This is a genomic window from Rhizobium sp. 05N430, from assembly GCF_056396985.1.
Window position 1 is genome coordinate 170,480 of record NZ_JBFTMO010000004.1, and the last position, 20,866, is coordinate 191,345.

Consider the following 20,866-nt stretch of genomic DNA (forward strand, 5'->3'; position numbering starts at 1 on the left):
CAACAACGAACTGGAGACGACGATGATTGCCCTCTTTCAAACCATTGATTTGGCTTTGAATCTTTACACCTGGGTGCTGATTGGGAGTGCCATTTTCTCGTGGCTCTATGCCTTCAACGTCATCAATTCCAGCAACCAGTTCGTCAATTCGGTGGGGATGTTCCTCTATAACGTCACCGAACCGGTGCTGCGGCCGATCCGCCGCGTGCTGCCGAATCTGGGCGGTATCGACATCTCTCCGATCATCCTGCTGCTGATCATCTTCTTCCTGCGCTCCTTCATGTGGAACACGATCTTCCCGCTGGTGGCGTGAATTCTGCCTGGACGACCTTCGACGGCTATCTCCGCCTGACGGTGCGTTTGACGCCGAACGGCGGACGTGACGCCATTGACGGCTTGGAAACAGATGCCGAAGGAGACGCGCACCTGAAAGCCCGCGTTAGCGCCGTGCCGGAGAACGGCAAGGCGAACAAGGCGCTCGTCGCCCTTCTCGCAAAATCGCTTCGCGTTCCGAAGTCTGCGATAGCTCTTGTCTCCGGCGAAACGTCGCGCAAAAAAATCCTCCGCATCGAGGGCGATACGGAGGATCTGGTCGAAAGGCTGAAAGCTTTCGTTCCGGCCTGAGCTTACTTCGCCTTCTTGGCGCGCTCGACGGCTTCGAGGATCAGTTCACCGGCTTCCTTGGAGCCCTTCCAGCCAAAGATCTTTACCCACTTGCCGGGCTCCAGATCCTTGTAATGCTCGAAGAAGTGCTCGATCTGCTTGACGGTGATATCGGGAAGGTCGGTATATTCCTTAACCTTCTCGTAGCGCAGCGTCAGCTTCGGCGACGGAACGGCGATGATCTTCTCGTCCTTGCCGGAATTGTCTTCCATCATCAGCACGCCGATCGGGCGCACATTGATAACGCAGCCCGGAACCAGCGGACGGGTGCTGGCGATCAGCACGTCGATCGGGTCGCCGTCTTCCGAAAGCGTATGCGGCACGAAGCCGTAATTGCCCGGATAGGTCATCGGCGTGTAGAGGAAACGGTCAACGACGAGCGTGCCGGCTTCCTTGTCCATTTCGTATTTGATGGGATGGCCGCCGACCGGCACCTCAACGATGACGTTGATATCTTCCGGTGGATTGTTGCCGATGGAAATGGCGTCGATGCGCATCAGTGTCCCCTAATATAGGATGGTATCCGGCTGCCAGATAATCAGAATCTCTTCGCAACGCAACATGTCAGGCGCATCTTCCGTCGTTTTGGCTAATAGAGTTTGGCCTTGAAGCAAAAGTTCGGGGATCGGCGCAATAATGGGAAACGGCGCCACAAACAGGTCGCAATATCCAAGTTGGCTGTGCTTTTCAGATTCCCCATTGCGATAGACGGTCATGCATCTTTACGAACAGAAAGACTTTTTCGAACTCCTGTGTGGCAGCTATCGCCGCATTGTCGGCAAGGATCTCGTCCCCCGGGTGCTGACGCAGAGAGAAGCCGTTCGCTGGCTTTACGAGGACGCACCGTTTAGCCTCCTGGCGCACGACACGGCCACAGATCCCGTCTTCACCTATGGAAACAAGAGCGCTCAGCGGCGCTTCGAATACAGCTGGGAGGAGCTCACGGCACTGCCCTCGAGGCTGTCTGCCGAAGCGCCGGAACGCCAGGCGCGCGAGAATTTTCTGCGGCAGGTTGCCGAGCACGGTTATGTCAACGACTACGAGGGCATAAGGATCAGCAAATCGGGAAAGCGCTTTCCGATTGCGGATGTCACGGTCTGGCAATTGATCGATGTGGATGGGACGATCCGCGGCCAAGCCGCAAGGCTGCCATAAAAGGCAGCCGTCAGTTCCAGATGAAGCCGATCTTCTTCAGCTGCTTGTGGTCGAAATTTTCCATGCCTTCGCAGAAATCGACACCGCCATGGCCGCGATAGAAGCGGCTGGCATTATCGTTGTCCTCAAGGCACCAGACGACGAGACCGTTGCAGCCGAGCGACTTCAGCAGCCGACGCGCTTCGCCGAACAGCATGCGGCCAAGGCCGATACCCTGATATTCTGGGCGAAGATAGAGTTCGTAGATTTCGCCTTCCTGCGGCAGAGCGCGGGCACGGTTGAGACCAAGCGTGGCATAGCCCGCAACCGTTCCGGCCACATCGAGAACCAGGAGTGTTGCCGGACCCCGGGTTGCCTTGCGCCACCAGCCTTCGCCGCGCCGTTCGATCATCTGCGTCAGTGCGCGATGGGGGATGATGCCGGCATAGGTGTGCTGCCACGCAAGGCGATGCGCCTCCGATATGGCGCGGGCATCTTGCGGCTCGGCCCGCCGAACATCGATCGACAACGTCTTCATAACGCTACTCTGGTCCTTCAGCGGACAATTAACCATGCGCGATCATGCGCCGTCGCCAATTGCCCACAGACTTAACATGTGGACGATGGGCAAAATTTAACGCTTTTTTAACTATTGCGACAAGAAGGATTCGACACGGCGCACAAATAAAAACCCCGGCTGGAAGGCCGGGGTTTCAACTATCCAGGGAATGGCAGCCGCTATCAGGCCGACTTCGCCTTGGCGAAACGCTTGCGGTCGTTCGCGTCGAGATACATCTTGCGCAGACGGATCGACTTCGGCGTCACTTCCATCAGTTCGTCGTCCTGGATCCAGGAGAGAGCGCGGTCGAGCGTCATACGGATCGGCGGCGTCAGCTTGACGGCTTCGTCCTTGCCGGCAGCGCGGATGTTGGTCAGCTGCTTGCCCTTGAGAACGTTGACTTCAAGGTCATTGTCGCGGCTGTGGATGCCGATGATCATGCCCATATAGACCTTTTCGCCCGGCTCGATCATCATCGGGCCGCGGTCTTCCAGGTTGAACATGGCGTAGGCGACGGCCTCGCCGGCTGCGTTTGCCAGCAGAACGCCGTTGGTACGGCCGCCGATTTCACCCTTGTAAGGCTGATAGTCCTTGAACAGGCGGTTCATCACAGCCGTGCCGCGCGTGTCGGTCAAGAGTTCCGACTGGTAGCCGATCAGGCCGCGGGTCGGCGCGTTGAACACCAGGCGAACGCGATTGCCGCCCGAAGGACGCAGCTCGGTCATTTCAGCCTTGCGCTCGGACATCTTCTGAACGACGACACCGGAATGCTCTTCATCGACGTCGATGACGACTTCTTCGATCGGCTCCATCAGCTGATCGTTCTCGTCGCGGTGCATGACGACGCGCGGACGCGACACGGCCAGCTCGAAGCCTTCGCGGCGCATGGTTTCGATTAGAACGGCAAGCTGCAATTCGCCACGGCCAGACACGAAGAACGAATCCTTGCCTTCGGCTTCTTCGATCTTCAGCGCGACGTTGCCTTCAGCTTCCTTGTAGAGACGGTCGCGAATGACGCGCGAGGTGACCTTGTCGCCTTCGGTACCTGCCAGCGGGCTATCGTTGACGATGAAGGACATGGTGACTGTCGGCGGATCGATCGGCTGCGCGGTCAGTGCCTCGGTGACAGCCGGATCGCAGAACGTGTCGGCAACCGTACCCTTGGAAAGGCCGGCGATCGCGACGATGTCACCTGCGTGAGCCTCTTCGATCGACGTGCGCTCGATACCGCGGAACGCGAGGATCTTCGAGATGCGGCCATTTTCGATCAACTTGCCATCCTGGCTCAGAACCTTGACGGCCTGGTTCGGCTTGATCGAACCGGAATTGATACGGCCGGTAATGATACGGCCGAGGAAGGGGTTGGCTTCGAGGATCGTGCCGATCATCGTGAACGGGCCTTCGTGCACCGTCGGCTCCGGAACATGCTTGAGCACGAGGTCGAGCAACGGTGCAAGACCCTGGTCCTTCGGGCCTTCAGGATTGACGTTCATCCAGCCATCGCGGCCCGAACCGTAGAGGATCGGGAAGTCGAGCTGCTCGTCGGTAGCGTCGAGGTTGGCAAAGAGATCGAAGACTTCGTTGATGACTTCTTCGTGGCGGCCATCCGGGCGGTCGATCTTGTTGATCGCGACGATCGGGCGAAGGCCGACCTTCAGCGCCTTGGAGACGACGAACTTCGTCTGCGGCATCGGGCCTTCCGACGAGTCGACCAGAACGATCGCGCCATCCACCATCGACAGGATACGCTCGACTTCGCCACCGAAGTCGGCGTGGCCGGGGGTGTCGACGATGTTGATACGAACGCCCTTCCACTCGACCGAGGTCGCCTTGGCAAGAATCGTGATGCCGCGCTCTTTTTCCAGATCGTTGCTATCCATGACGCGTTCTGCAACGCGCTGGTTTTCGCGGAACGAGCCGGACTGTTTCAGGAGCTCGTCCACCAGGGTCGTTTTGCCATGGTCAACGTGCGCGATGATCGCGATGTTGCGAAGTGCCATTATATCAAATCTCTGAGGCTGGGGCGCTACGTCGGGAGGAGGCGCCTATTACGTTTGGCGCGCTCATACAGTGTTTTTTGCGATTGCGAAAGGGGGGGAGAGGCGAGAGCGGCCATAGACAGGGTTAACTCGTACGTTGCGGGTCGATGACGGTTCGCCACAACTCGTTGTCATCGCGATCCATCAGGCGCACGGTCATCTGCTCCGTTGCGCCATCGATATCGACCAAGCCGAAGAACTGCATTCCGGCACTTGGCGGCAGATTGGATTCGATCCCGCCGGGCGCAGCCTTGATGAAGCGCACCTCGGGGCCGAACGTGCCATCCAGCTCCTGCGGCCCATAGGTGCCCGAGTGAAGCGGCCCGGAGACGAATTCCCAGAAGGGCAGGAAATCCTGAAACCTGGCCTTGCCGGGATCGTAATAATGAGCCGCCGTATAGTGCACGTCGGCTGTCAGCCAGACGATATTGCCGATCGCCGCGTCACGGATGAAGCGCAGCAGATCGGCGAACTCAAGCTCCCGGCCAAGCGGCGCGCCGTTATCGCCGTTGGAGACGGATTCACTGCCGCTGCGCTTTCCATAATCGTCCCAGATCACCAGCCCGACCGGCAGATCGCAGGCGATCACCTTCCAGGTTGCCGTGGAACGGACAAGTTCGCGCTTCAGCCACGCCACCTGCGCCTCACCGAAAAGCCGCGATTGCGGCGTGAGATCGCCGTCGAGACCATTTGTGTTGGGACCGCGGTAGGAGCGAAGGTCGACGAAGAAGATATCGAGCAGCGGGCCGTAGGAAACCTTGCGATAGATCCGCCCCGGTTCCTCCGCCACATAGCGGATCGGCGTCATCTCGTGAAAAGCCCGGCTGGCGCGTGCAGCGAGCGTCGAGACGGACTTTTCCTTGTAGCGATCGTCGACACTCAGATCGGTGGAAGGAGACCAGTTGTTCAGCACCTCGTGATCGTCCCATTGGTAGAAAACCGGGCAGACGGCGTTGAAATCCGTCACATGCTCGTCGAGCAGATTGTATTTCCACTGGCCGCGAAATTCGGACAGCGTCTGCGCGATCGTCCGTTTCTCGTCGGTGACCACGCGGTTTTTCCAGATCCCGCCGTCTCGCAGACGGATCTCGTCGGGGATCGGATTGTCGGCGTAAATCGTGTCGCCGGAATGGATCATGAAATCAGGCCGATGGTAGGCGATCGTTTGGTAGCTCCGCATGCCCTCGTCATCGATCCCCCATCCCTGTCCTGCCGTATCGCCGGACCAGACGAAGCGGATATCCCGCCTTGTCGACGGCGCCGTGCGGAACTGACCGCGAATGGGCTCAGAGCGGCTGTTGATATCCTGCAGGTCTGCAGCCACGAAACGATAGAAGATCTCTTGATCCGGCGGCAATCCCTCAAGCAGCACCTTGCCGGCAAGATCGGTATCGGGCGTGACATCGAAGGATGCAAGCCGAACCGCGTTCGCAAATTTATCGGTGGTGGAATATTCGACGAACAATCGCGAGGGCCGGTCGACGCGCGCCCAGATCACGCCGGAATCCACATCGACATCGCCGGATTGCACGCCGGAGGTAAAGACCGGCCGGCTTGACGAGCCACGCGCATAGAACGGCATCGCAAGGCCCGCCGCCGCAAACCCACCGACCGCGCCGACCGAGGATAAAAACCGGCGGCGCGTCGTTTCTTTCAAGATCATGCCAAAGCCCCGGCTGCTTCAGGAGCGGGAACGAAGTGTCCCGCCCCAGCCTTGGGCAACCGTCATGTCAGTCTCTTGAAGACCACATGACGGTTTGCCGAAACTTCGGCGACAGTTTTGTTATGGCAAGCGCTCAGGCATCGCTGCCCGAGAGCTCCTTGAAGGTTGCCAGACCCTTTTTGACCAGCATCGCGTCCGGGCTCGGCAGCTTGCCGCGGAAGCCCTTGTAGGCATCTTCGGGGTCGAGCGAGCCGCCGGTCGAATAGATGTTGTCCTTCAGCTTCGCCGCCATTTCGCGGTTGAAGGCATCGCCGGTTTCCTCGAAAGCCGCAAACGCATCGGCATCCAGCACTTCCGACCACATGTAGGAATAGTAGCCGGCCGAATAGCCGCCGGAGAAGATATGCTGGAAGTGCGGCGAAGCATGACGCATGACCAGCGACTTCGGCATGCCGAGCTCGGCCAGAACCTCCGCCTGAACCGCCATCGGATCATCGACGGCATCGCGCGTATGGAATTCCATGTCGACGATCGCCGAGGAAGTGAATTCCACCGTATTGAAGCCCGCATTGAAGGTCCGCGCCGCGAGAACCTTGTCGAGCAGCGCCTGCGGCATCGGCTCGCCTGTCTCGAAATGCACCGCATATTGCTTGAGGATCGCGGGCACGGTCAGCCAGTGCTCGTAAAGCTGCGACGGCAATTCGACGAAATCGCGCGAGACACCGGTGCCGGAAACCGACGGATAGGTGACGTTCGACAGCATCCCATGCAGCGCATGGCCGAATTCGTGGAACAGCGTTCGGGCGTCGTCGAGCGACAGCAGCGCAGGCTTGCCTTCCGCAGGCTTGGCGAAATTGCAGACGTTATAGATGATCGGCAGCTCGCCGGTGTTGCCGTTCTTCAGCGTCAGCTTGTGCTGCGACTGGAAGGAACTCATCCAGGCACCCGAGCGCTTCGAGCTGCGGGCAAAATAGTCGCCAAGAAACAGCGCCACGAGCTTGTCGCTGGCGTCGCGAATTTCGAAGACGCGAACATCGGGATGGTAGGCGGCAATGCCCTTCTTCTCGACAGCCCGGATGCCGAACAGGCGGTTGGCCACGTCGAAGCAGGCTTCGATGATCTTTTCGAGCTGCAGATAGGGCTTCAGCTCCGTTTCGGAAAAGTTGAACTTCTGTGCCCTGATCTTCTCCGCATAGAAGCGCCAATCCCAAGGCATGACCTCGTGGTTGTTGCCGTCCTCAGCAATCAGCCGGGCGATATCGGCTTCTTCCTCGCGGGCGCGGGAAACAGCTTTCGCCCAGACTGCCCGTAGCAGCTCGTCGACAGCAACAGGCTTCTTCGCCATCGTGTTGTCGAGCTTCAGCTCGGCGAAATTGCCGTAGCCGAGAAGGCCGGCCATTTCCTTGCGCAGCGCCAGCGTTTCCTTGATGATGCCGCGGTTATCGGTTGCGCCGGCATTCGCGCCACGGGCAGTCCAGGCCTTGAAGGCCTGTTCGCGTAGGTCGCGGCGTTCTGAAAATGTCAGGAACGGCTCGATGATCGAGCGCGACAGGGTGACCGCAAACTTGCCGTCTTCCGCGCGTTCACGGGCTGCCGCCGCCATTGCATCCTTCAGGAAATCCGGAAGACCTGCGAGCTCCGGTCCTTCGGACAAGAGCAGCGACCAGCTCTTTTCGTCGGCGAGAACGTTCTGTCCGAAATTGGTCCCGAGACTGGCCAGCTTCTCGTTGATGCCGGCGAGCTTTTCCTGCTCCGGCTTCGGCAGCTTGGCGCCGGATTTCACGAAGCCCTTCCAGTGCCGTTCCAGCACCCGCGTCTGCTCCAGGGTCAGCCCCAGTTCGGCGCGCCTTTCCCACAGCGTATCGATGCGCGCGAAGAGACCGGCATTCATGCCGATCTTCGAATAGTGCCGCGACATCTTCGGCGAGATCTCGCGCTCGAGCGCCTGGATGACATCGTTGGTATGCGCACCTGCCCGGTTCCAGAACAGCGCCGAGACGCGCGACAGCTCATCGCCGGCGATTTCCAGCGCGACGATGGTGTTTTCGAAGGTCGGCGCTTCGGCATTGGCGGCAATCGCATCGATCTCCGTTTCGTGAGACGCGAGCGCCGTATCGAAGGCGGCTGCGAAGTCGCCATCATTGAGCGCTTCGAAGCGCGGCAGGCCGTGATGCCCGTTCCAGTTGACGAGCGCCGGATTGAATTCTGGTGTGGAAGGCATGCTGACATCCTTTTACGCAAGCAAGTGAAACGGCAATATAGGTGACGCTTCGCGGCAATGGTATGTTGCTGATCAAATTCGCCTTTTGCCGGTACATGGAAGATTTGATCCATGAAAACTGATAGACGAAAATTAACTATTTGTTAACGATTGACGCCCGGCGGTCCTAGACGCTAGTTTTCGCTTACTCTTTTCGTAAGGGGACATGCGCCATGGAAATTTTTTCTGTGCGGTCTTCTCAAAGTTTGCTTTTTAAAAACAGTCACAATAACGCAAAATCTTCGAAGACCTCCGATATTGAAATTGATACTGGACCGGCAGTCCAACCCGGCTTCAGAGTAGACGACGTAACAGCATCCGGCGGCCCGGATTTCACCGCAGTCAGCCCGGGCGAGTTGCGAAGCTATGCCCGGCAGAGCTACGATTCCGGGGAGCTCGACCAGGACACGTTTGCGGCGATCTCAGAGCCTCTGCCGATGCATGCGATCGATGCGCAGGGCAATCTGCTGGACCTGCGCGGCGTCACCGACGGCACAGCGTTCAATTTCCGTGATTACTACGAAAACCAGCTGCAGATCGCCAAGTCCCTCGGCGACACCGATGGCGAGAAGACACTGAAGTCGATCGTCGATTTCATCAGCGCCTGACGCTCATGCCTTGCGCCAGCCAAGCAGCCCGGGCGTCGCATGCCATAGGGCTTGGACGGCAAAACCCATGAACAGCACGCCGGAGCAGCGCACGATCAGCCGCTCGTGGGTGCGATAGAAGCGGCGCACGGCGCCCGCACCGATGATGGTGACGAGTATGATATCGGCAGTCACAAAGCCGACGAAAGAGACGCTGAGCATCAGGGGCAAAGCTGCGAAATCCAGCGCATTTGCCGAACCGGCGACAAGCGCCGTGAATGTTGCCAGCGCCACCGGATATCCCTTGGGATTGGTAACGCCGAAGATCAGGCCGCGGCGGAACGGGCGTTCGACGACGACGAGCGCCTGACCATCGGCCTTCGGTTTGGCGCTCACGGCGTTCCAGCCGATCCAGGCAAGGTAGAAGCCGCAAAGCAGGCCGAGCAGGTCGAACACGAAGGTGCCGATGATCTTCGCACCGACGATCGCGATTAAGGCCAGCGCCGACCAAATGATGTCACCGACCAGATGTCCCATCAGGAAAAACGCTCCCGCCTTGCGGCCCTGCCCGGCACCGATACCGAGCAGCTGCAGGAAAGCGGGACCGGGGATGAGGACATAGAAAAGTGCGGCCAGAAAGGCGCCCAAAAGCAGCGATTGCGTCATGAAATGCTCCGCAGATGATCCGCGCAGACTATGCCAATGCAGGGGGCCGTCAAGGCCATCCGCGATGCAAAGAAAAGGCCCGCGCAACGGCGGGCCTTTCATGTTTCGTCGGGAAGAGGATCAGCCCTTCAGATTGCGCTTGCCGAGCGTGCGCAGGCGCAACGCGTTGAGCTTGATGAAGCCCGCTGCATCCTTCTGGTCGTAGGCGCCCTGATCGTCTTCGAAGGTGACCAGTTTGTCCGAGTAGAGCGACTTGGGGCTCTCGCGGCCGGTGACCATGACATTGCCCTTGTAGAGCTTCAGCGTCACTTCGCCTTCGACATGCTCCTGGCTCTTGTCGATGAGCGCCTGCAGCATCTCGCGCTCCGGCGAGAACCAGAAGCCGTAATAGATGAGCTCGGCATATTTCGGCATCAGCTCATCCTTCAGGTGAGCTGCACCGCGGTCGAGCGTGATCGACTCGATGGCGCGGTGAGCCGCGAGCAGGATCGTGCCGCCGGGCGTTTCGTAGACGCCGCGCGACTTCATACCGACATAGCGGTTCTCGACGAGGTCGAGACGGCCGATGCCGTTGTCACGGCCGTAATTGTTGAGCTCTGCGAGCAGGGTCGCCGGGCTCATGCGGACGCCGTTGATCGAGACGGCATCGCCCTTTTCGAAGCCGACCTTGATGACGGTGGCTTTGTCGGGAGCGGCTTCCGGCGAGATCGTGCGCATGTGCACATACTCAGGCGCTTCCTGAGCCGGATCTTCCAGAACCTTGCCCTCGGACGAGGAGTGCAGCAGATTGGCGTCAACCGAGAACGGCGCTTCGCCCTTCTTGTCCTTGGCAACAGGAATCTGATGCTGTTCGGCAAAGGCCAGCAGATCGGTACGGCTCTTGAAGTCCCAGTCGCGCCACGGCGCGATGATCTTGATATCCGGGTTCAGTGCATAGGCAGACAGCTCGAAGCGAACCTGGTCGTTGCCCTTACCGGTCGCGCCATGCGCGATCGCATCGGCGCCGGTCTTGCGGGCGATATCGATCAGGTGCTTCGAGATCAGCGGACGGGCAATCGAGGTGCCGAGCAGATAGACGCCTTCATAGACGGCATTGGCACGGAACATCGGGAAGACGAAGTCCTTCACGAATTCCTCGCGAACGTCCTCGATGTAGATTTCCTTGATGCCGAGCATCTCGGCCTTCTTGCGCGCCGGCTCGAGCTCTTCGCCCTGGCCAAGGTCGGCCGTGAAGGTCACGACTTCGGCGCCGAGCTCGGTCTGCAGCCACTTCAGGATGATCGAGGTGTCGAGGCCGCCCGAATAGGCAAGCACGACTTTCTTCACGTCTTTTTTAGGTGCCATGATGATGAGGTCCGTTGCAAAGGGGCAGCGGCAAACCGCAAAGCCCGGTGTCGCGGGCACTTTTAGCGAGATTGTCACACGACGCAAGGGCAGGGAGCGCCGCTTTTCGGTCGCGGATAGTGTTTGACAGCGTCGAATGCCAACCCATATCTGGCTTCGTCCGCACAACGCTTCGAGGAGAGCCGGTCCCGTGACGAATATTCAAGAGATTTTCAAACGATCCAACGTTGCCGTCATTACCGGCGGAGCCTCCGGCATCGGCCTAGCGGCGGCAAAGCATTTTGCCAGCGCAGGCATGAGCGTCGTCATCGCCGATCTCGGCCAGGAGAAGCTCGCCAAGGCACGTGCCGAGCTCGAGGCCATCGTTGGCGCAGAACACGTTCTTGCCGCCGAAACAGATGTCTCCGACAAGGCGGCGCTCGAGGCATTGGAGCGGACGGTCATCCAGCGCTTCGGCCGTGTTCACGTGCTTATGAACAATGCCGGCATCGGGCCGGAGACCTCGATCTTCAGCCCGCAGGCCGATTGGGACAGCATTCTCGGCGTCAATCTGTTGGGCGTCATCAACGGCACTCGTGCCTTTGGCGCCGCAATGGCCAAGCATGGCGAGCCCGGCCTGATCATCAACACCGGCTCGAAGCAGGGCATCACCACCCCGCCGGGCAACCCCGCCTACAACGTTTCGAAAGCCGGCGTGAAGGTCTTCACGGAGGCGCTCGAACACGAGCTGCGCAACACCGAAGGCTCCAGGATTTCCGCTCATCTGCTGATCCCCGGCTTCGTCTTCACCGGGCTGACCAAGGGCGATCGCGCCGAAAAGCCGGCTGCGGCCTGGACGCCGGAGCAGACGGTCGACTTCATGGTCGAGAGCCTGGCAAAGGGCGACTTCTACATCCTCTGCCCTGACAATGACGTCGCGCGTCCCGTCGATGAGCGCCGCATGGCCTGGGCGGCTGGCGACATCATCGAAAATCGCCCGCCGCTGTCGCGCTGGCACAAGGACTACGCCGACAAGTTCAAGGCGTTCCTGGAAGCCAAGTAACGACCGGAAACGATCGGCCACATCAGAAGGTTTGATTGGTAATTTTTCGAAAGCCGGATATGAGAAACAACATCTCCTTCCGGCTTTCAGAGTGCACCATGGACTTTCTTCCGACCCTGCCAACGCTCCTCGCCTTTGCCGCTGCAAGCCTGCTGCTTGCAGCAACGCCCGGGCCGGACATGACGCTCTCGATCAGCCGCGCCCTGTCGCAGGGCAAGAAGCCGGCACTTTACGTCGTGCTCGGCACCAGCCTCGGCATCGTCGTCCATACCATGCTGGTTGCCTTCGGCATCTCGGCGCTGATCACAGCCTCGCCGACCGCCTTCCTAATCCTCAAGACCGGCGGCGCCGCCTATCTGTTGTGGCTCGCCGTACAGGCGATCCGTTTCGGCTCGAAACTCTCGGTCGAAAAGGTCGATGAGGTAAAGGGTACGCCGTTCTCCAACATCTCCAGCGGCTTCTGGGTCAATCTTCTGAACCCGAAGGTCATCATCTTCTTCATGACTTTCCTGCCGCAGTTCGTCACCGCGGGCGATCCCGCCGTCACGCACAAGCTGCTCTTCCTCGGCTTCTTCTTCATTCTGATCGGCATGCCGGTGAATGCGGCCGTGGTCTTCGCCTCCGACTGGCTGGCCGGCTGGCTGCAGAAGAACAGAAAGGTGCTGCGCGGCATGGACTACACTTTCGCAGGCGTCTTCTCGATCTTCGCGGCGAAGATTTTCTTCACGCAGGCCCGCTAAGCTTAGCGGCTCCGAAGCGCCTCGAGCCGCTGCTCCAGAAACAGCTTCTCAGCATCGGACATCGAGAGCTCGATGGCCCTGGCATAAGCGAGCCTTGCCTGATCAACCTGGCCGTCGCGCGCCAGAAGATCGGCTTGAACCGCGTAAAACGGCTGATACTGCGTAAGCGCCATGGCGATCGGCTTGAGCCGGGCAAGCGCTGCGGCCGCACCCTCGACATAGGACAGCGCGACGATCCGGTTCAGTTCATAGACCGGGTTGTCGGCAGTCCCGGCAAGCTCGCCATAGAGCAAGGCGATCTGCCGCCAATCCGTTTCGGCAAAGCTCGGCGCCTCCGCATGAACAGCAATGATCGCGGCCTGCAACTGATAACGCCCCGGGCAGCCGCGTTTGAGCGCCCGTTCGATCAGCCCAACACCTTCGGCAATCACGGCGCGATCCCAGAGGTTGCGATCTTGCATTTCGAGGGTCAGGATCCCGCCACTCTCGCCGAGCCTCGCCGCTCTGCGAGCATGGTGCAGAAGCATCAGCGATAGCAGCCCCTCGATCTCAGGCTCATCAGCACGCAGCGCCATCAGCACCCGCCCGAGCCGGATCGCCTCTTCGCAAAGATCGACGCGGATATGGCTGCCGCTGCCGGAAGCATATCCTTCATTGAAGATCAGATAGACGACGGCAAGCACGCTTTCGAGCCGCGCTGTCCACCCCTCCGGCCCCGGCACTTCATAGGCAATGCCGGCCTTGGCGATCTTGTCGCGGGCGCGCACAAGCCGCTGCGCCATCGCATCGTGCCGGTCGAGGAAGGCCCCGGCGATCTCTTCGGTCTTCAGTCCGCAGACAGAGCGCAAAGTCAGCGCCACGCAGGTCTTCCGGTCGATCGCCGGATGGCAGCAGGCAAAGATCAGCTTCAGCCGCTCATCGCCGATCGGATCAGGCTCGTCCGCCATGGGCGATGCGCGCTCCAGGTCGACAAGGTGGGCGATCTCTGCAGACTTCGCCCGGAAATTGGCGGAGCGCCGCAGCCGGTCGATCGCCTTGCGGCGGGCGACCTGCATCAACCAGGCGTTTGGAGAAGCGGGCAAGCCATTGCGGCCCCAATGGACCAGCGCCGATTCCAGTGCGTCCTGCAGGCTGTCCTCGGCGAGCTGGAAATCCCGCAGCGCGCCCACCAGGCTGGAAAGGAGACGGCCACCGTCCTGCCGGGCGATCCTGTCGATCGCGTCGGCAACTGGACCGGCGGCCGGAACCTCGCTCATCAGCGGTCGAAGACCATGATCGGCCGCACCTCGACGCAGCCCATAGCCGCATGCGGGATCATCGCTGCGTATTTGATCGCATCGTCGAGATTGTCGCAATCGAGGATGTAGAAGCCGCCAAGCTGCTCCTTGGTATCGGCGAAAGGACCATCCATGGTCTCGGTCCGGCCGTTGCGCACCCTAACGGTGGTCGCGGTGGCCACCGGCTGTAGCGCATCGCCGGCAACCCAGATCCCATCCTTCTTGTAGGTCTCGGTCGCGGTGGCATAGCCGCTCATCATCTTACCGAATTCAGGAGAATCCGGGGGCGTGCGCGTGCTTGGGTCCATGTAGATCAGCGCTATATATTTCATCATCCGTCTCCTCAGCTCACCACCGCTCCATGCGATGGTGACGGATAACGAATGCGATGCAAGCGGATCGACATCGGCTCGAAAATATTTCGATCAGCCGATCAGCAGCGCGTCATCGTCAAGCGTCTGCCCGCGCATCTTGCGGAACATCGCGATCAGGTCCTCGACTTGCAGATCCTTGCGGTTGTCGCCGCTGACATCGAGCACGATCTCGCCGCCATGCAGCATGATCGTCCGATGGCCGTAGTCGAGCGCCTGGCGCATCGAATGGGTGACCATCAGCGTCGTCAGCTTGCGCTCAGAAACGATCTTGTCCGTCAGCCCCATGACGAACTCGGCCATCCCAGGGTCGAGCGCTGCCGTATGCTCATCGAGCAGCARCACTTCCGAACCGGCAAGCGTTGCCATGACCAGCGAGACCGCCTGCCGCTGACCGCCAGAGAGCAGATCCATACGGTCGGCCATGCGGTTTTCGAGACCGAGATTGAGCTCGCCGATGCGCTCGCGAAAATGCCCGCGGCGCTTTGGCCCGAGCGCCGACACCAGGCCGCGCCGCTCGCCGCGGCGGGCGGCCAGCGCCAGATTCTCTTCGATCGACAGGGCACCGCAGCTTCCGGTCAACGGATCCTGGAACACGCGTGCCACAAGACCGGCCCGCGCCGCCGTCTGCTTGCGCGTGACGTCGGTTGTGCCGATCGTCACCTTGCCTTCGCTTGCCAGCACGTCGCCGGCGAGCACGCCGAGCAGGGTCGATTTACCGGCACCATTCGAGCCGATGACGGTGACGAAGGAGCCCTGCTCGATCGTCAGGCTGATGCCGTTCAACGCCTTCTTTTCAAGTGGCGTGCCCTTGCCGAAGACGACCTTGATATCCTGAACGCTGATCACGATGCAGCTCCTCCGCGGCGAAGACGGGGAAGGATCAGCGCGATCGTGACGAGTACCGCCGTGACGAAATTGAGGTCCGAAGCCTGCAGGCCGATGAAATCGGTCGACAGCGCAAGCTGGATGGCGATGCGATAGATGATCGAGCCGAGCACACAGCCGATCAACGCGATCAGCAGGCCGCGCCGCCCGAGCAGCGTCTCGCCGACGATGACGGCCGCGAGACCGACGACGATCGTACCCACACCCGATGTGACGTCGGCAAAGCCATTGGTCTGCGCGAACAGCGAGCCGCCAAGCGCCACCAGCGCATTCGAGATCGCCATGCCGAGATAGATCTGCCGGTTGGTATCGACGCCCTGGGCGCGGGCCATGCGGGCATTGGCGCCAGTGGCACGCATCGCAAGTCCCGCATCGCTCTCAAGGAAACGCCAGACGACGATGACCGCGATGACGACGAGAACGCCGACGAAAAGCGGGCGGACGTAGAAATCGCGCAAGCCGTGGCCGACGAACGGGCTGATCATCGTATCGGCATTGATCAGCGCCACGTTCGGCTTGCCCATGACGCGCAGGTTCACCGAGAACAGCGCGATCATCGTCAGGATCGAGGCCAGCAGATTGAGGATCTTGAACCGCACGTTCAGCATCGCCGTGACGATGCCGGCAGCCGAACCCGCAATCATCGCCACCAGCGCGGCAAGCCATGGATTGACGCCCGCGATGATCAGCACCGCCGTGACGGCGGCTCCGAGCGGAAACGACCCGTCGACGGTCAGATCCGGAAAATCGAGAACGCGGAAGGCGAGATAGACGCCGAGCGCAACGAAGGCATAAACCAGCCCAAGCTCCACGGCTCCCCAAAATGCAATCTGGCTCAAGGCCTCCCGCCTTTCTGTTCTTCTGTGCCCGTGCTTTCGCGGGTCTTAAAATACCAAACCGCCCCCGTTTAGAAACAGGGGCGGCTAAACGCAATATCGAAAGCGACGGTTTCGGTTTACTCGACGACGCGGTTGGCGCGCTTCAGCACGCTTTCCGGCAGCGTCACGCCCATCTTTTCGGCAGCCTTCTTGTTGACGACGAGGTCGCTACCGGCGGCAACCTTGACCGCGATGTCGCCTGGGTTCTCACCCTTGAGAATGCGCACGACGATATCGCCGGTCTGCTTGCCGACATCGTAGTAGTTGAAGCCGAGGGCGGCGATCGAGCCGCGCGAGACGGAATCGGTGTCGGCGGTGAAGAGCGGCAGCTTCGCTTCCTCGGCAACGGCAACCGCGCCTTCGAGAGCCGAGATGATCGTGTTGTCGGTCGGCACGTAGATGACGTCAGCACGACCGACAAGCGCGCGGGCGGCGCCCTGAACTTCAGCCGACTTGGTGGCGGCGGATTCAACGACCTTGAGGCCGGCCTTCTCGGCTTCCGTCTTCAGCACGGCTAACAGCGATACGGAGTTGGCTTCGCCCGAATTGTAGAGATAGCCGATCGACTTCACGTTCGGCAGGATTTCCTTGATCAGCGCGATATGCTCGGCAACCGGCGACATGTCGGACAGACCGGTAACGTTGCCGCCCGGCTTGTCCATGTCCTTCACCAGCTGTGCGCCGAGCGGATCGGAAACCGCGGTGAAGACGACAGGAATATCGCGCGTCGAGGAAACGACGGCCTGCGCCGACGGCGTGGAGATCGGTACGATGACATTGGGATCTTCACCAGCGAACTGGCGGGCGATCTGCGCAGCCGTTGCTGGGTTGCCCTGCGCGGATTCGAACAGGAACTTGAGGTTCTCGCCTTCCTTGTAGCCGGCAGCCGCCAGCGTGTCCTGCACGCCCTTGCGAACGGCATCGAGTGCCGGATGCTCGACGATCGCCGTCACGGCAACCGTGACGTCTTCAGCCTTTGCAGGCAGGGTAAGGGCAAGGGTCGCCGCAACGGCGAGCAAGATCGAACGCATAGAGTCCTCCATCGATTATCAGGCGCTTCTAGAAAAAGACGAAGGCCCGATCAATCGCAAAGAACTGTTGGAAGGATCAAACTTGCTGATCAGTCGTCCGCGCCGTGATTGGCAATCATCATCGCTTCGAAGGCGAGACGCTCGGTCTTGCGCATGCGCTCGGATTCCGACTTCAGCTGCCCGCAGGCTGCAAGAATATCACGGCCGCGCGGCGTGCGGATCGGCGAGGCGTAGCCGGCCGAATTGATGAAATCGGCAAACTTCTCGATCTGCGCCCAATGCGAACACTGATAGTTGGTGCCCGGCCACGGGTTGAACGGGATCAGGTTGATCTTCGCCGGAACACCCTTCAGCAGCTGGATCAACCCCTTTGCATCCTCCAGGCTGTCATTGACGTCCTTCAGCATCACATATTCGAAGGTGATGCGGCGGGCGTTGGAAAGACCCGGATACTTCCGGCAGGCGTCGATCAGTTCCTTCAGCGGATACTTCTTGTTGATCGGCACCAGGATGTCGCGCAGGTCGTCGCGAACGGCGTGCAACGAGATCGCCAGCATGACGCCGATCTCGTCGCCGGTGCGGAAGATCTCAGGCACGACGCCGGATGTGGACAGCGTGACGCGGCGCTTCGAGAGCGACAGCCCATCGCCATCCGTCGCGATCAGCAGCGCCTGCTTGACGGCATCGAAATTGTAGAGCGGTTCGCCCATACCCATCATCACGATATTGCTGACCTTGCGGCCCTCGGCCGGCATGATCGTGCCCTGCGGCGCTTCGCGATCCGGGAAGTCGCCCAGCCGATCGCGGGCAAGCAGCAGCTGCGACAGGATTTCCTCAGCCGTCAGGTTGCGCACCAGGCGCTGCGTGCCGGTGTGACAGAAGGAACAAGTGAGCGTGCAGCCGACCTGGCTGGAAATGCAGAGCGTGCCGCGGCCTTCTTCGGGAATATAGACGGCCTCGATCTCGACGGGACGCCCGGCGCCGCGCGGCGGAAAGCGCAGCAGCCACTTGCGGGTGCCGTCGTTGGAAACCTGCTCCTCGACGATTTCAGGACGGGCGATCGTGAAATGCTGCTTCAGCGTTTCGCGCATATCCTTGGAGATATTCGCCATATGATCGAAATCGGAGACGCCGCGCACATAGATCCAGTTCCACAACTGGCTGACGCGCATCTTGATCTGCTTTTCCGGCACGCCCTTTTCGCGCAGCGCATCGGCCATCTGCTCGCGCGACAGACCGATCAGCGAGGGCTTCTCGTCGCTGAGCTGGGGGCGCGGCGCCTGCGGCTTGGTAACGGCCATAGCATCCATGACGGACATAGTTTCTCGATCCCGAAATCAAAACTGGACGCATCCCGGTAAGCCGGAAGACTTGGCGGGTGACATCGGCAGTTCGCAGAAAATTGAATGCGGAGCTACGGGCAAAGCCGCAATCGTTCCGCTGTTGCGCGGGGCTTTATCATCATTTTCCCCGCACGTCACTATAGATGGAAACGGCAAAGGCCGGCGCAAGGCCGGCCTTCGAATTCTTCGATCAAGCGGAAGAGCTTACTTGCAGCTTTCAATCTGCTTCAGCGCCGCCGAGATGCCGGACAGCGAATAGGCGTAGGACGTGCCGGTACCCTTGCGCGAGACGGCTGTGACCGTCATCGAATGGCCGCCCTTCATCGCCGCCACAAGAGCGGGCTCCTGAGCTGCATTCTCGACCCAGCCCGCCTTGTCCTTGGTGAACATGACGAAGGTCTTGTTGTCGATGACGACGTTGATCTTGGAGTTTTCCTTGACCGTGTAGCCCATCATCGCCTGCGGCTCGTAGGAAATGTTCTGGCCCGGGCGCTGCGATACGATGAAGAAGTTATCACCGTGATCGACGCTTGCCGGCTGCTTCGTTGTCGGAACGGACAGTACGTAGCAGACGGTGCTGTTGCCCTGCTTGTAGGAATAGGCGCCCCAAGCCTGGAACTGCTGGATGCGGGTCGGCGCCGAGGCTCCGCCCTGCTGCGCTCCTGCGACTCCGGCCGTGATGAGAACGAGAGCGAGAGCGGGTGCGATACTTTTTACAAACATTGATTTCCTGCCGGTTCTTGCGATTCAGCGCCCGATCAGAGCGGGCAGCGCTTTCGTCACGATCTGCTTTATTTTGACTTAATTCAGGTTACCAAAGCGTCAACGGAGACCGTGATTTGTCTCCACCTGTGTCATTTAGGCCTGTGTGTCAACGTTCGGCTTGGTGCGGCTGCCTGCGGTGATGTTATGCGTCGATGACATCGCGTCATCCCTTCGAGAGCAATTTAAGACATAAAGATTCAGGCAAGAGTTTGACCTTTCGAAAATCCGTTGTACCTCATTAAGGTATTGGAAATTCGTCCAAGAATTGCCTGAGCCAGGGGGAACGTGACCGGACATGGATGCTGAGGAAAAACAGCGTTTCGCTGCCCTCGCAAAAGCTGTCGCCGATCAGCGGGACCAGCAGGCTTTCTCCGTCCTGTTCGATTATTTCGCGCCACGCTTGAAATCCTGGCTGTTGCGCCAGCGGATGCCGGCAACCGAAGCCGAGGAGCTCGTCCAGGAAGTGATGATCGTGCTTTGGCACAAGGCCGGTCTCTACGATCCGGCGCGCTCTTCGCTATCCACTTGGCTGTTCCGCATCGCCCGCAACCGCCGCATCGACCTGCAGCGGCGCGCCAGGGCTCGCGTCCTTGATGAAGACGACCCGACACTGCAACCGGCTGCCGAAATCGGTGCCGACGAGGCGGTCGCCAATGATGACCGCGATGCCCACGTGCGCGCCGCGGTCAGCCAGCTGCCGGAAGAGCAGCGTGAGATGCTGCGCGCCGCCTTCTTTCTTGGGCAATCGCATTCGGAAATCGCCGAAGCCACGGGACTGCCGCTCGGCACGGTGAAATCGAGGATCAGGCTCGCTTTCGGCAAGCTCAAGAAGGTTCTGGAAGCGGAAACCGCCTAGACGGTCTTCATGCCCTCGGGCTGATCGGCAAGGGCGCGATCGGCAGCCTCATAGTGCTTGGGCTTCATATGGCCGCTGACAAGCGCAAAGGCGGCCGACAGCACGGCAATGTCGTCGGAGAAGCCGACAACCGCGAAAATATCCGGGATCATGTCGAACGGCAGAACGAAATAGGCGAGTGCTGCCAACAGGATGCCGCGGACGCGCGCAGGCGTCGCCGGGTCGGTGGCGCAATAGAAAGCAGCAACGACATCGCGCGAGAACGGGATCTGCCGGACGGCGCGCTTGAAGGTCGGCCAGAACTTCTTGCGCACGGCCTTTTCCCGGCGGCTCTGGGTTTCCTCATCGCCGGGCAGCAGGATTTCACCGTATTTGACGTCGTCCATTCCGATCTCCTCAAAATGCATGGCCTGATATGGTGACTGCCGGACGCGATTCAATTGTTTGTGTTCAGACCGGCCGCCTTGTCCATTGCCTTGGCCAGTTTGAAATCAAGCTCGGTCAGCCCGCCGGCATCATGCGTGTTAAGCGTCACATCGACCCGCGAATAGACATTGAACCATTCCGGATGGTGATTGAGCTTCTCGGCCGAAAGCGCCGACTGCGCCATGAAGCCGAATGCTTCGACGAAGCTGCCGAACTTGAAGGTTTTGGAGATCGACTTGCCATCCTCGGCAAGCGCCCATCCTGCGACGGCTACCAGATGCTCGTCGATTGCACGGCGTTCCAGTTTTTCCATCTTCATGTCATTGTCCTCCGA

24 protein-coding genes are annotated in these 20,866 nt (G+C 60.1%); 7 read left to right on the forward strand and 17 right to left on the reverse strand.

Annotated features, from left to right (window positions below):
- The first annotated feature begins 22 nt into the window (after nucleotides 1-22).
- Both AC1DJO_RS11280 and AC1DJO_RS11285 read left to right on the forward strand, forming a co-directional pair.
- The gene (locus AC1DJO_RS11280; RefSeq protein WP_112386055.1) at nucleotides 23-313 is read left to right on the forward strand and encodes a YggT family protein; all 291 of its coding nucleotides are present in this window, start codon (nucleotides 23-25) and stop codon (nucleotides 311-313) included.
- Nucleotides 310-624: a DUF167 domain-containing protein gene (locus AC1DJO_RS11285; RefSeq protein ID WP_477970520.1), complete on the forward strand. Its 315-nt coding sequence runs from the start codon at nucleotides 310-312 to the stop codon at nucleotides 622-624. The genes AC1DJO_RS11280 and AC1DJO_RS11285 overlap by 4 nt, the downstream gene beginning before the upstream one ends.
- A gap of 2 nt (nucleotides 625-626) precedes the next feature.
- Here the strand turns inward: AC1DJO_RS11285 and ppa are convergent, their stop codons facing one another.
- Together ppa and AC1DJO_RS11295 are read right to left on the reverse strand one after the other, a co-directional pair.
- Nucleotides 627-1,160, reverse strand: coding sequence for an inorganic diphosphatase (gene ppa, locus AC1DJO_RS11290; RefSeq protein WP_112517760.1), 534 nt, complete (start codon nucleotides 1,158-1,160; stop codon nucleotides 627-629).
- 9 nt (nucleotides 1,161-1,169) lie between these two features.
- The gene (locus AC1DJO_RS11295; RefSeq protein ID WP_477970522.1) at nucleotides 1,170-1,379 is read right to left on the reverse strand and encodes a hypothetical protein; all 210 of its coding nucleotides are present in this window, start codon (nucleotides 1,377-1,379) and stop codon (nucleotides 1,170-1,172) included.
- Between AC1DJO_RS11295 and AC1DJO_RS11300 the strand changes: the two genes are divergently transcribed.
- Nucleotides 1,378-1,818, forward strand: coding sequence for an MEKHLA domain-containing protein (locus tag AC1DJO_RS11300; protein ID WP_477970524.1), 441 nt, complete (start codon nucleotides 1,378-1,380; stop codon nucleotides 1,816-1,818). The two genes, AC1DJO_RS11295 and AC1DJO_RS11300, sit on opposite strands and share 2 nt — an antisense overlap.
- Before the next feature lie 10 nt (nucleotides 1,819-1,828).
- Here AC1DJO_RS11300 and AC1DJO_RS11305 read toward each other — a convergent pair whose 3' ends face one another.
- The 4 genes from AC1DJO_RS11305 to AC1DJO_RS11320 form a co-directional block, all read right to left on the reverse strand.
- Nucleotides 1,829-2,335: a GNAT family N-acetyltransferase gene (locus AC1DJO_RS11305; protein ID WP_112385801.1), complete on the reverse strand. Its 507-nt coding sequence runs from the start codon at nucleotides 2,333-2,335 to the stop codon at nucleotides 1,829-1,831.
- Between the two features lie 203 nt (nucleotides 2,336-2,538).
- Nucleotides 2,539-4,356, reverse strand: a complete 1,818-nt coding sequence (gene typA / locus AC1DJO_RS11310; RefSeq protein WP_112385802.1) for a translational GTPase TypA — start codon at nucleotides 4,354-4,356, stop codon at nucleotides 2,539-2,541.
- A gap of 124 nt (nucleotides 4,357-4,480) precedes the next feature.
- On the reverse strand, nucleotides 4,481-6,058 hold the full coding sequence (locus AC1DJO_RS11315; protein WP_477970526.1) for an alkaline phosphatase D family protein: 1,578 nt from the start codon (nucleotides 6,056-6,058) through the stop codon (nucleotides 4,481-4,483).
- Nucleotides 6,059-6,191: 133 nt separating this feature from the next.
- Nucleotides 6,192-8,279 carry a M3 family metallopeptidase gene (locus AC1DJO_RS11320; protein ID WP_477970528.1) on the reverse strand — a complete coding sequence of 696 codons (2,088 nt, stop codon included), beginning with the start codon at nucleotides 8,277-8,279 and terminating at the stop codon, nucleotides 6,192-6,194.
- Nucleotides 8,280-8,491: 212 nt separating this feature from the next.
- On the opposite strand from AC1DJO_RS11320, the gene AC1DJO_RS11325 reads away from it, so the two are divergent.
- The gene (locus AC1DJO_RS11325; protein ID WP_477947806.1) at nucleotides 8,492-8,926 is read left to right on the forward strand and encodes a hypothetical protein; all 435 of its coding nucleotides are present in this window, start codon (nucleotides 8,492-8,494) and stop codon (nucleotides 8,924-8,926) included.
- A gap of 3 nt (nucleotides 8,927-8,929) precedes the next feature.
- On the opposite strand, the gene AC1DJO_RS11330 is transcribed toward AC1DJO_RS11325, so the two are convergent.
- Both AC1DJO_RS11330 and AC1DJO_RS11335 read right to left on the reverse strand, forming a co-directional pair.
- The gene (locus tag AC1DJO_RS11330; RefSeq protein ID WP_477970530.1) at nucleotides 8,930-9,571 is read right to left on the reverse strand and encodes a LysE family translocator; all 642 of its coding nucleotides are present in this window, start codon (nucleotides 9,569-9,571) and stop codon (nucleotides 8,930-8,932) included.
- A 120-nt stretch (nucleotides 9,572-9,691) separates the two neighbouring features.
- Nucleotides 9,692-10,915 (reverse strand): argininosuccinate synthase, encoded by a 1,224-nt coding sequence (locus AC1DJO_RS11335; protein ID WP_477970532.1) that lies wholly within the window; start codon nucleotides 10,913-10,915, stop codon nucleotides 9,692-9,694.
- A gap of 190 nt (nucleotides 10,916-11,105) precedes the next feature.
- Here AC1DJO_RS11335 and AC1DJO_RS11340 point away from each other — a divergent pair, with 190 nt between their 5' ends.
- The gene (locus AC1DJO_RS11340; protein WP_477970534.1) at nucleotides 11,106-11,957 is read left to right on the forward strand and encodes an SDR family NAD(P)-dependent oxidoreductase; all 852 of its coding nucleotides are present in this window, start codon (nucleotides 11,106-11,108) and stop codon (nucleotides 11,955-11,957) included.
- A gap of 98 nt (nucleotides 11,958-12,055) precedes the next feature.
- Nucleotides 12,056-12,697 (forward strand): LysE family translocator, encoded by a 642-nt coding sequence (locus AC1DJO_RS11345; protein ID WP_477970536.1) that lies wholly within the window; start codon nucleotides 12,056-12,058, stop codon nucleotides 12,695-12,697.
- A 2-nt stretch (nucleotides 12,698-12,699) separates the two neighbouring features.
- Here AC1DJO_RS11345 and AC1DJO_RS11350 read toward each other — a convergent pair whose 3' ends face one another.
- From AC1DJO_RS11350 to AC1DJO_RS11380, 7 genes are all read right to left on the reverse strand, one after another.
- On the reverse strand, nucleotides 12,700-13,953 hold the full coding sequence (locus tag AC1DJO_RS11350) for an RNA polymerase sigma factor (protein WP_477970538.1): 1,254 nt from the start codon (nucleotides 13,951-13,953) through the stop codon (nucleotides 12,700-12,702).
- Nucleotides 13,953-14,306 (reverse strand): YciI family protein, encoded by a 354-nt coding sequence (locus AC1DJO_RS11355; protein ID WP_477970540.1) that lies wholly within the window; start codon nucleotides 14,304-14,306, stop codon nucleotides 13,953-13,955. Before AC1DJO_RS11355 ends, AC1DJO_RS11350 begins: the two co-directional genes overlap by 1 nt.
- A gap of 93 nt (nucleotides 14,307-14,399) precedes the next feature.
- Nucleotides 14,400-15,194, reverse strand: a complete 795-nt coding sequence (locus AC1DJO_RS11360) for an ABC transporter ATP-binding protein (protein WP_477970542.1) — start codon at nucleotides 15,192-15,194, stop codon at nucleotides 14,400-14,402.
- Nucleotides 15,191-16,072 (reverse strand): ABC transporter permease, encoded by an 882-nt coding sequence (locus AC1DJO_RS11365; RefSeq protein ID WP_477970544.1) that lies wholly within the window; start codon nucleotides 16,070-16,072, stop codon nucleotides 15,191-15,193. The genes AC1DJO_RS11360 and AC1DJO_RS11365 overlap by 4 nt, the downstream gene beginning before the upstream one ends.
- A 116-nt stretch (nucleotides 16,073-16,188) precedes the next feature.
- Complete coding sequence (locus AC1DJO_RS11370; RefSeq protein WP_112385814.1) at nucleotides 16,189-17,142, reverse strand: ABC transporter substrate-binding protein; 954 nt, start codon at nucleotides 17,140-17,142, stop codon at nucleotides 16,189-16,191.
- Between the two features lie 89 nt (nucleotides 17,143-17,231).
- Entirely contained in the window at nucleotides 17,232-18,461 is a 1,230-nt protein-coding gene (gene rlmN / locus AC1DJO_RS11375) for a dual-specificity RNA methyltransferase RlmN (RefSeq protein ID WP_477970546.1), read from the reverse strand.
- 228 nt (nucleotides 18,462-18,689) lie between these two features.
- Nucleotides 18,690-19,208 carry an invasion associated locus B family protein gene (locus AC1DJO_RS11380; protein WP_112385816.1) on the reverse strand — a complete coding sequence of 173 codons (519 nt, stop codon included), beginning with the start codon at nucleotides 19,206-19,208 and terminating at the stop codon, nucleotides 18,690-18,692.
- Between the two features lie 337 nt (nucleotides 19,209-19,545).
- Between AC1DJO_RS11380 and AC1DJO_RS11385 the strand changes: the two genes are divergently transcribed.
- The gene (locus AC1DJO_RS11385) at nucleotides 19,546-20,106 is read left to right on the forward strand and encodes a sigma-70 family RNA polymerase sigma factor (protein ID WP_477970548.1); all 561 of its coding nucleotides are present in this window, start codon (nucleotides 19,546-19,548) and stop codon (nucleotides 20,104-20,106) included.
- On the opposite strand, the gene AC1DJO_RS11390 is transcribed toward AC1DJO_RS11385, so the two are convergent.
- Together AC1DJO_RS11390 and AC1DJO_RS11395 are read right to left on the reverse strand one after the other, a co-directional pair.
- Complete coding sequence (locus tag AC1DJO_RS11390; RefSeq protein WP_112385818.1) at nucleotides 20,103-20,492, reverse strand: YkvA family protein; 390 nt, start codon at nucleotides 20,490-20,492, stop codon at nucleotides 20,103-20,105. The two genes, AC1DJO_RS11385 and AC1DJO_RS11390, sit on opposite strands and share 4 nt — an antisense overlap.
- A gap of 50 nt (nucleotides 20,493-20,542) precedes the next feature.
- Complete coding sequence (locus tag AC1DJO_RS11395) at nucleotides 20,543-20,851, reverse strand: 4a-hydroxytetrahydrobiopterin dehydratase (protein WP_477970550.1); 309 nt, start codon at nucleotides 20,849-20,851, stop codon at nucleotides 20,543-20,545.
- Between the last annotated feature and the right edge of the window lie 15 nt (nucleotides 20,852-20,866).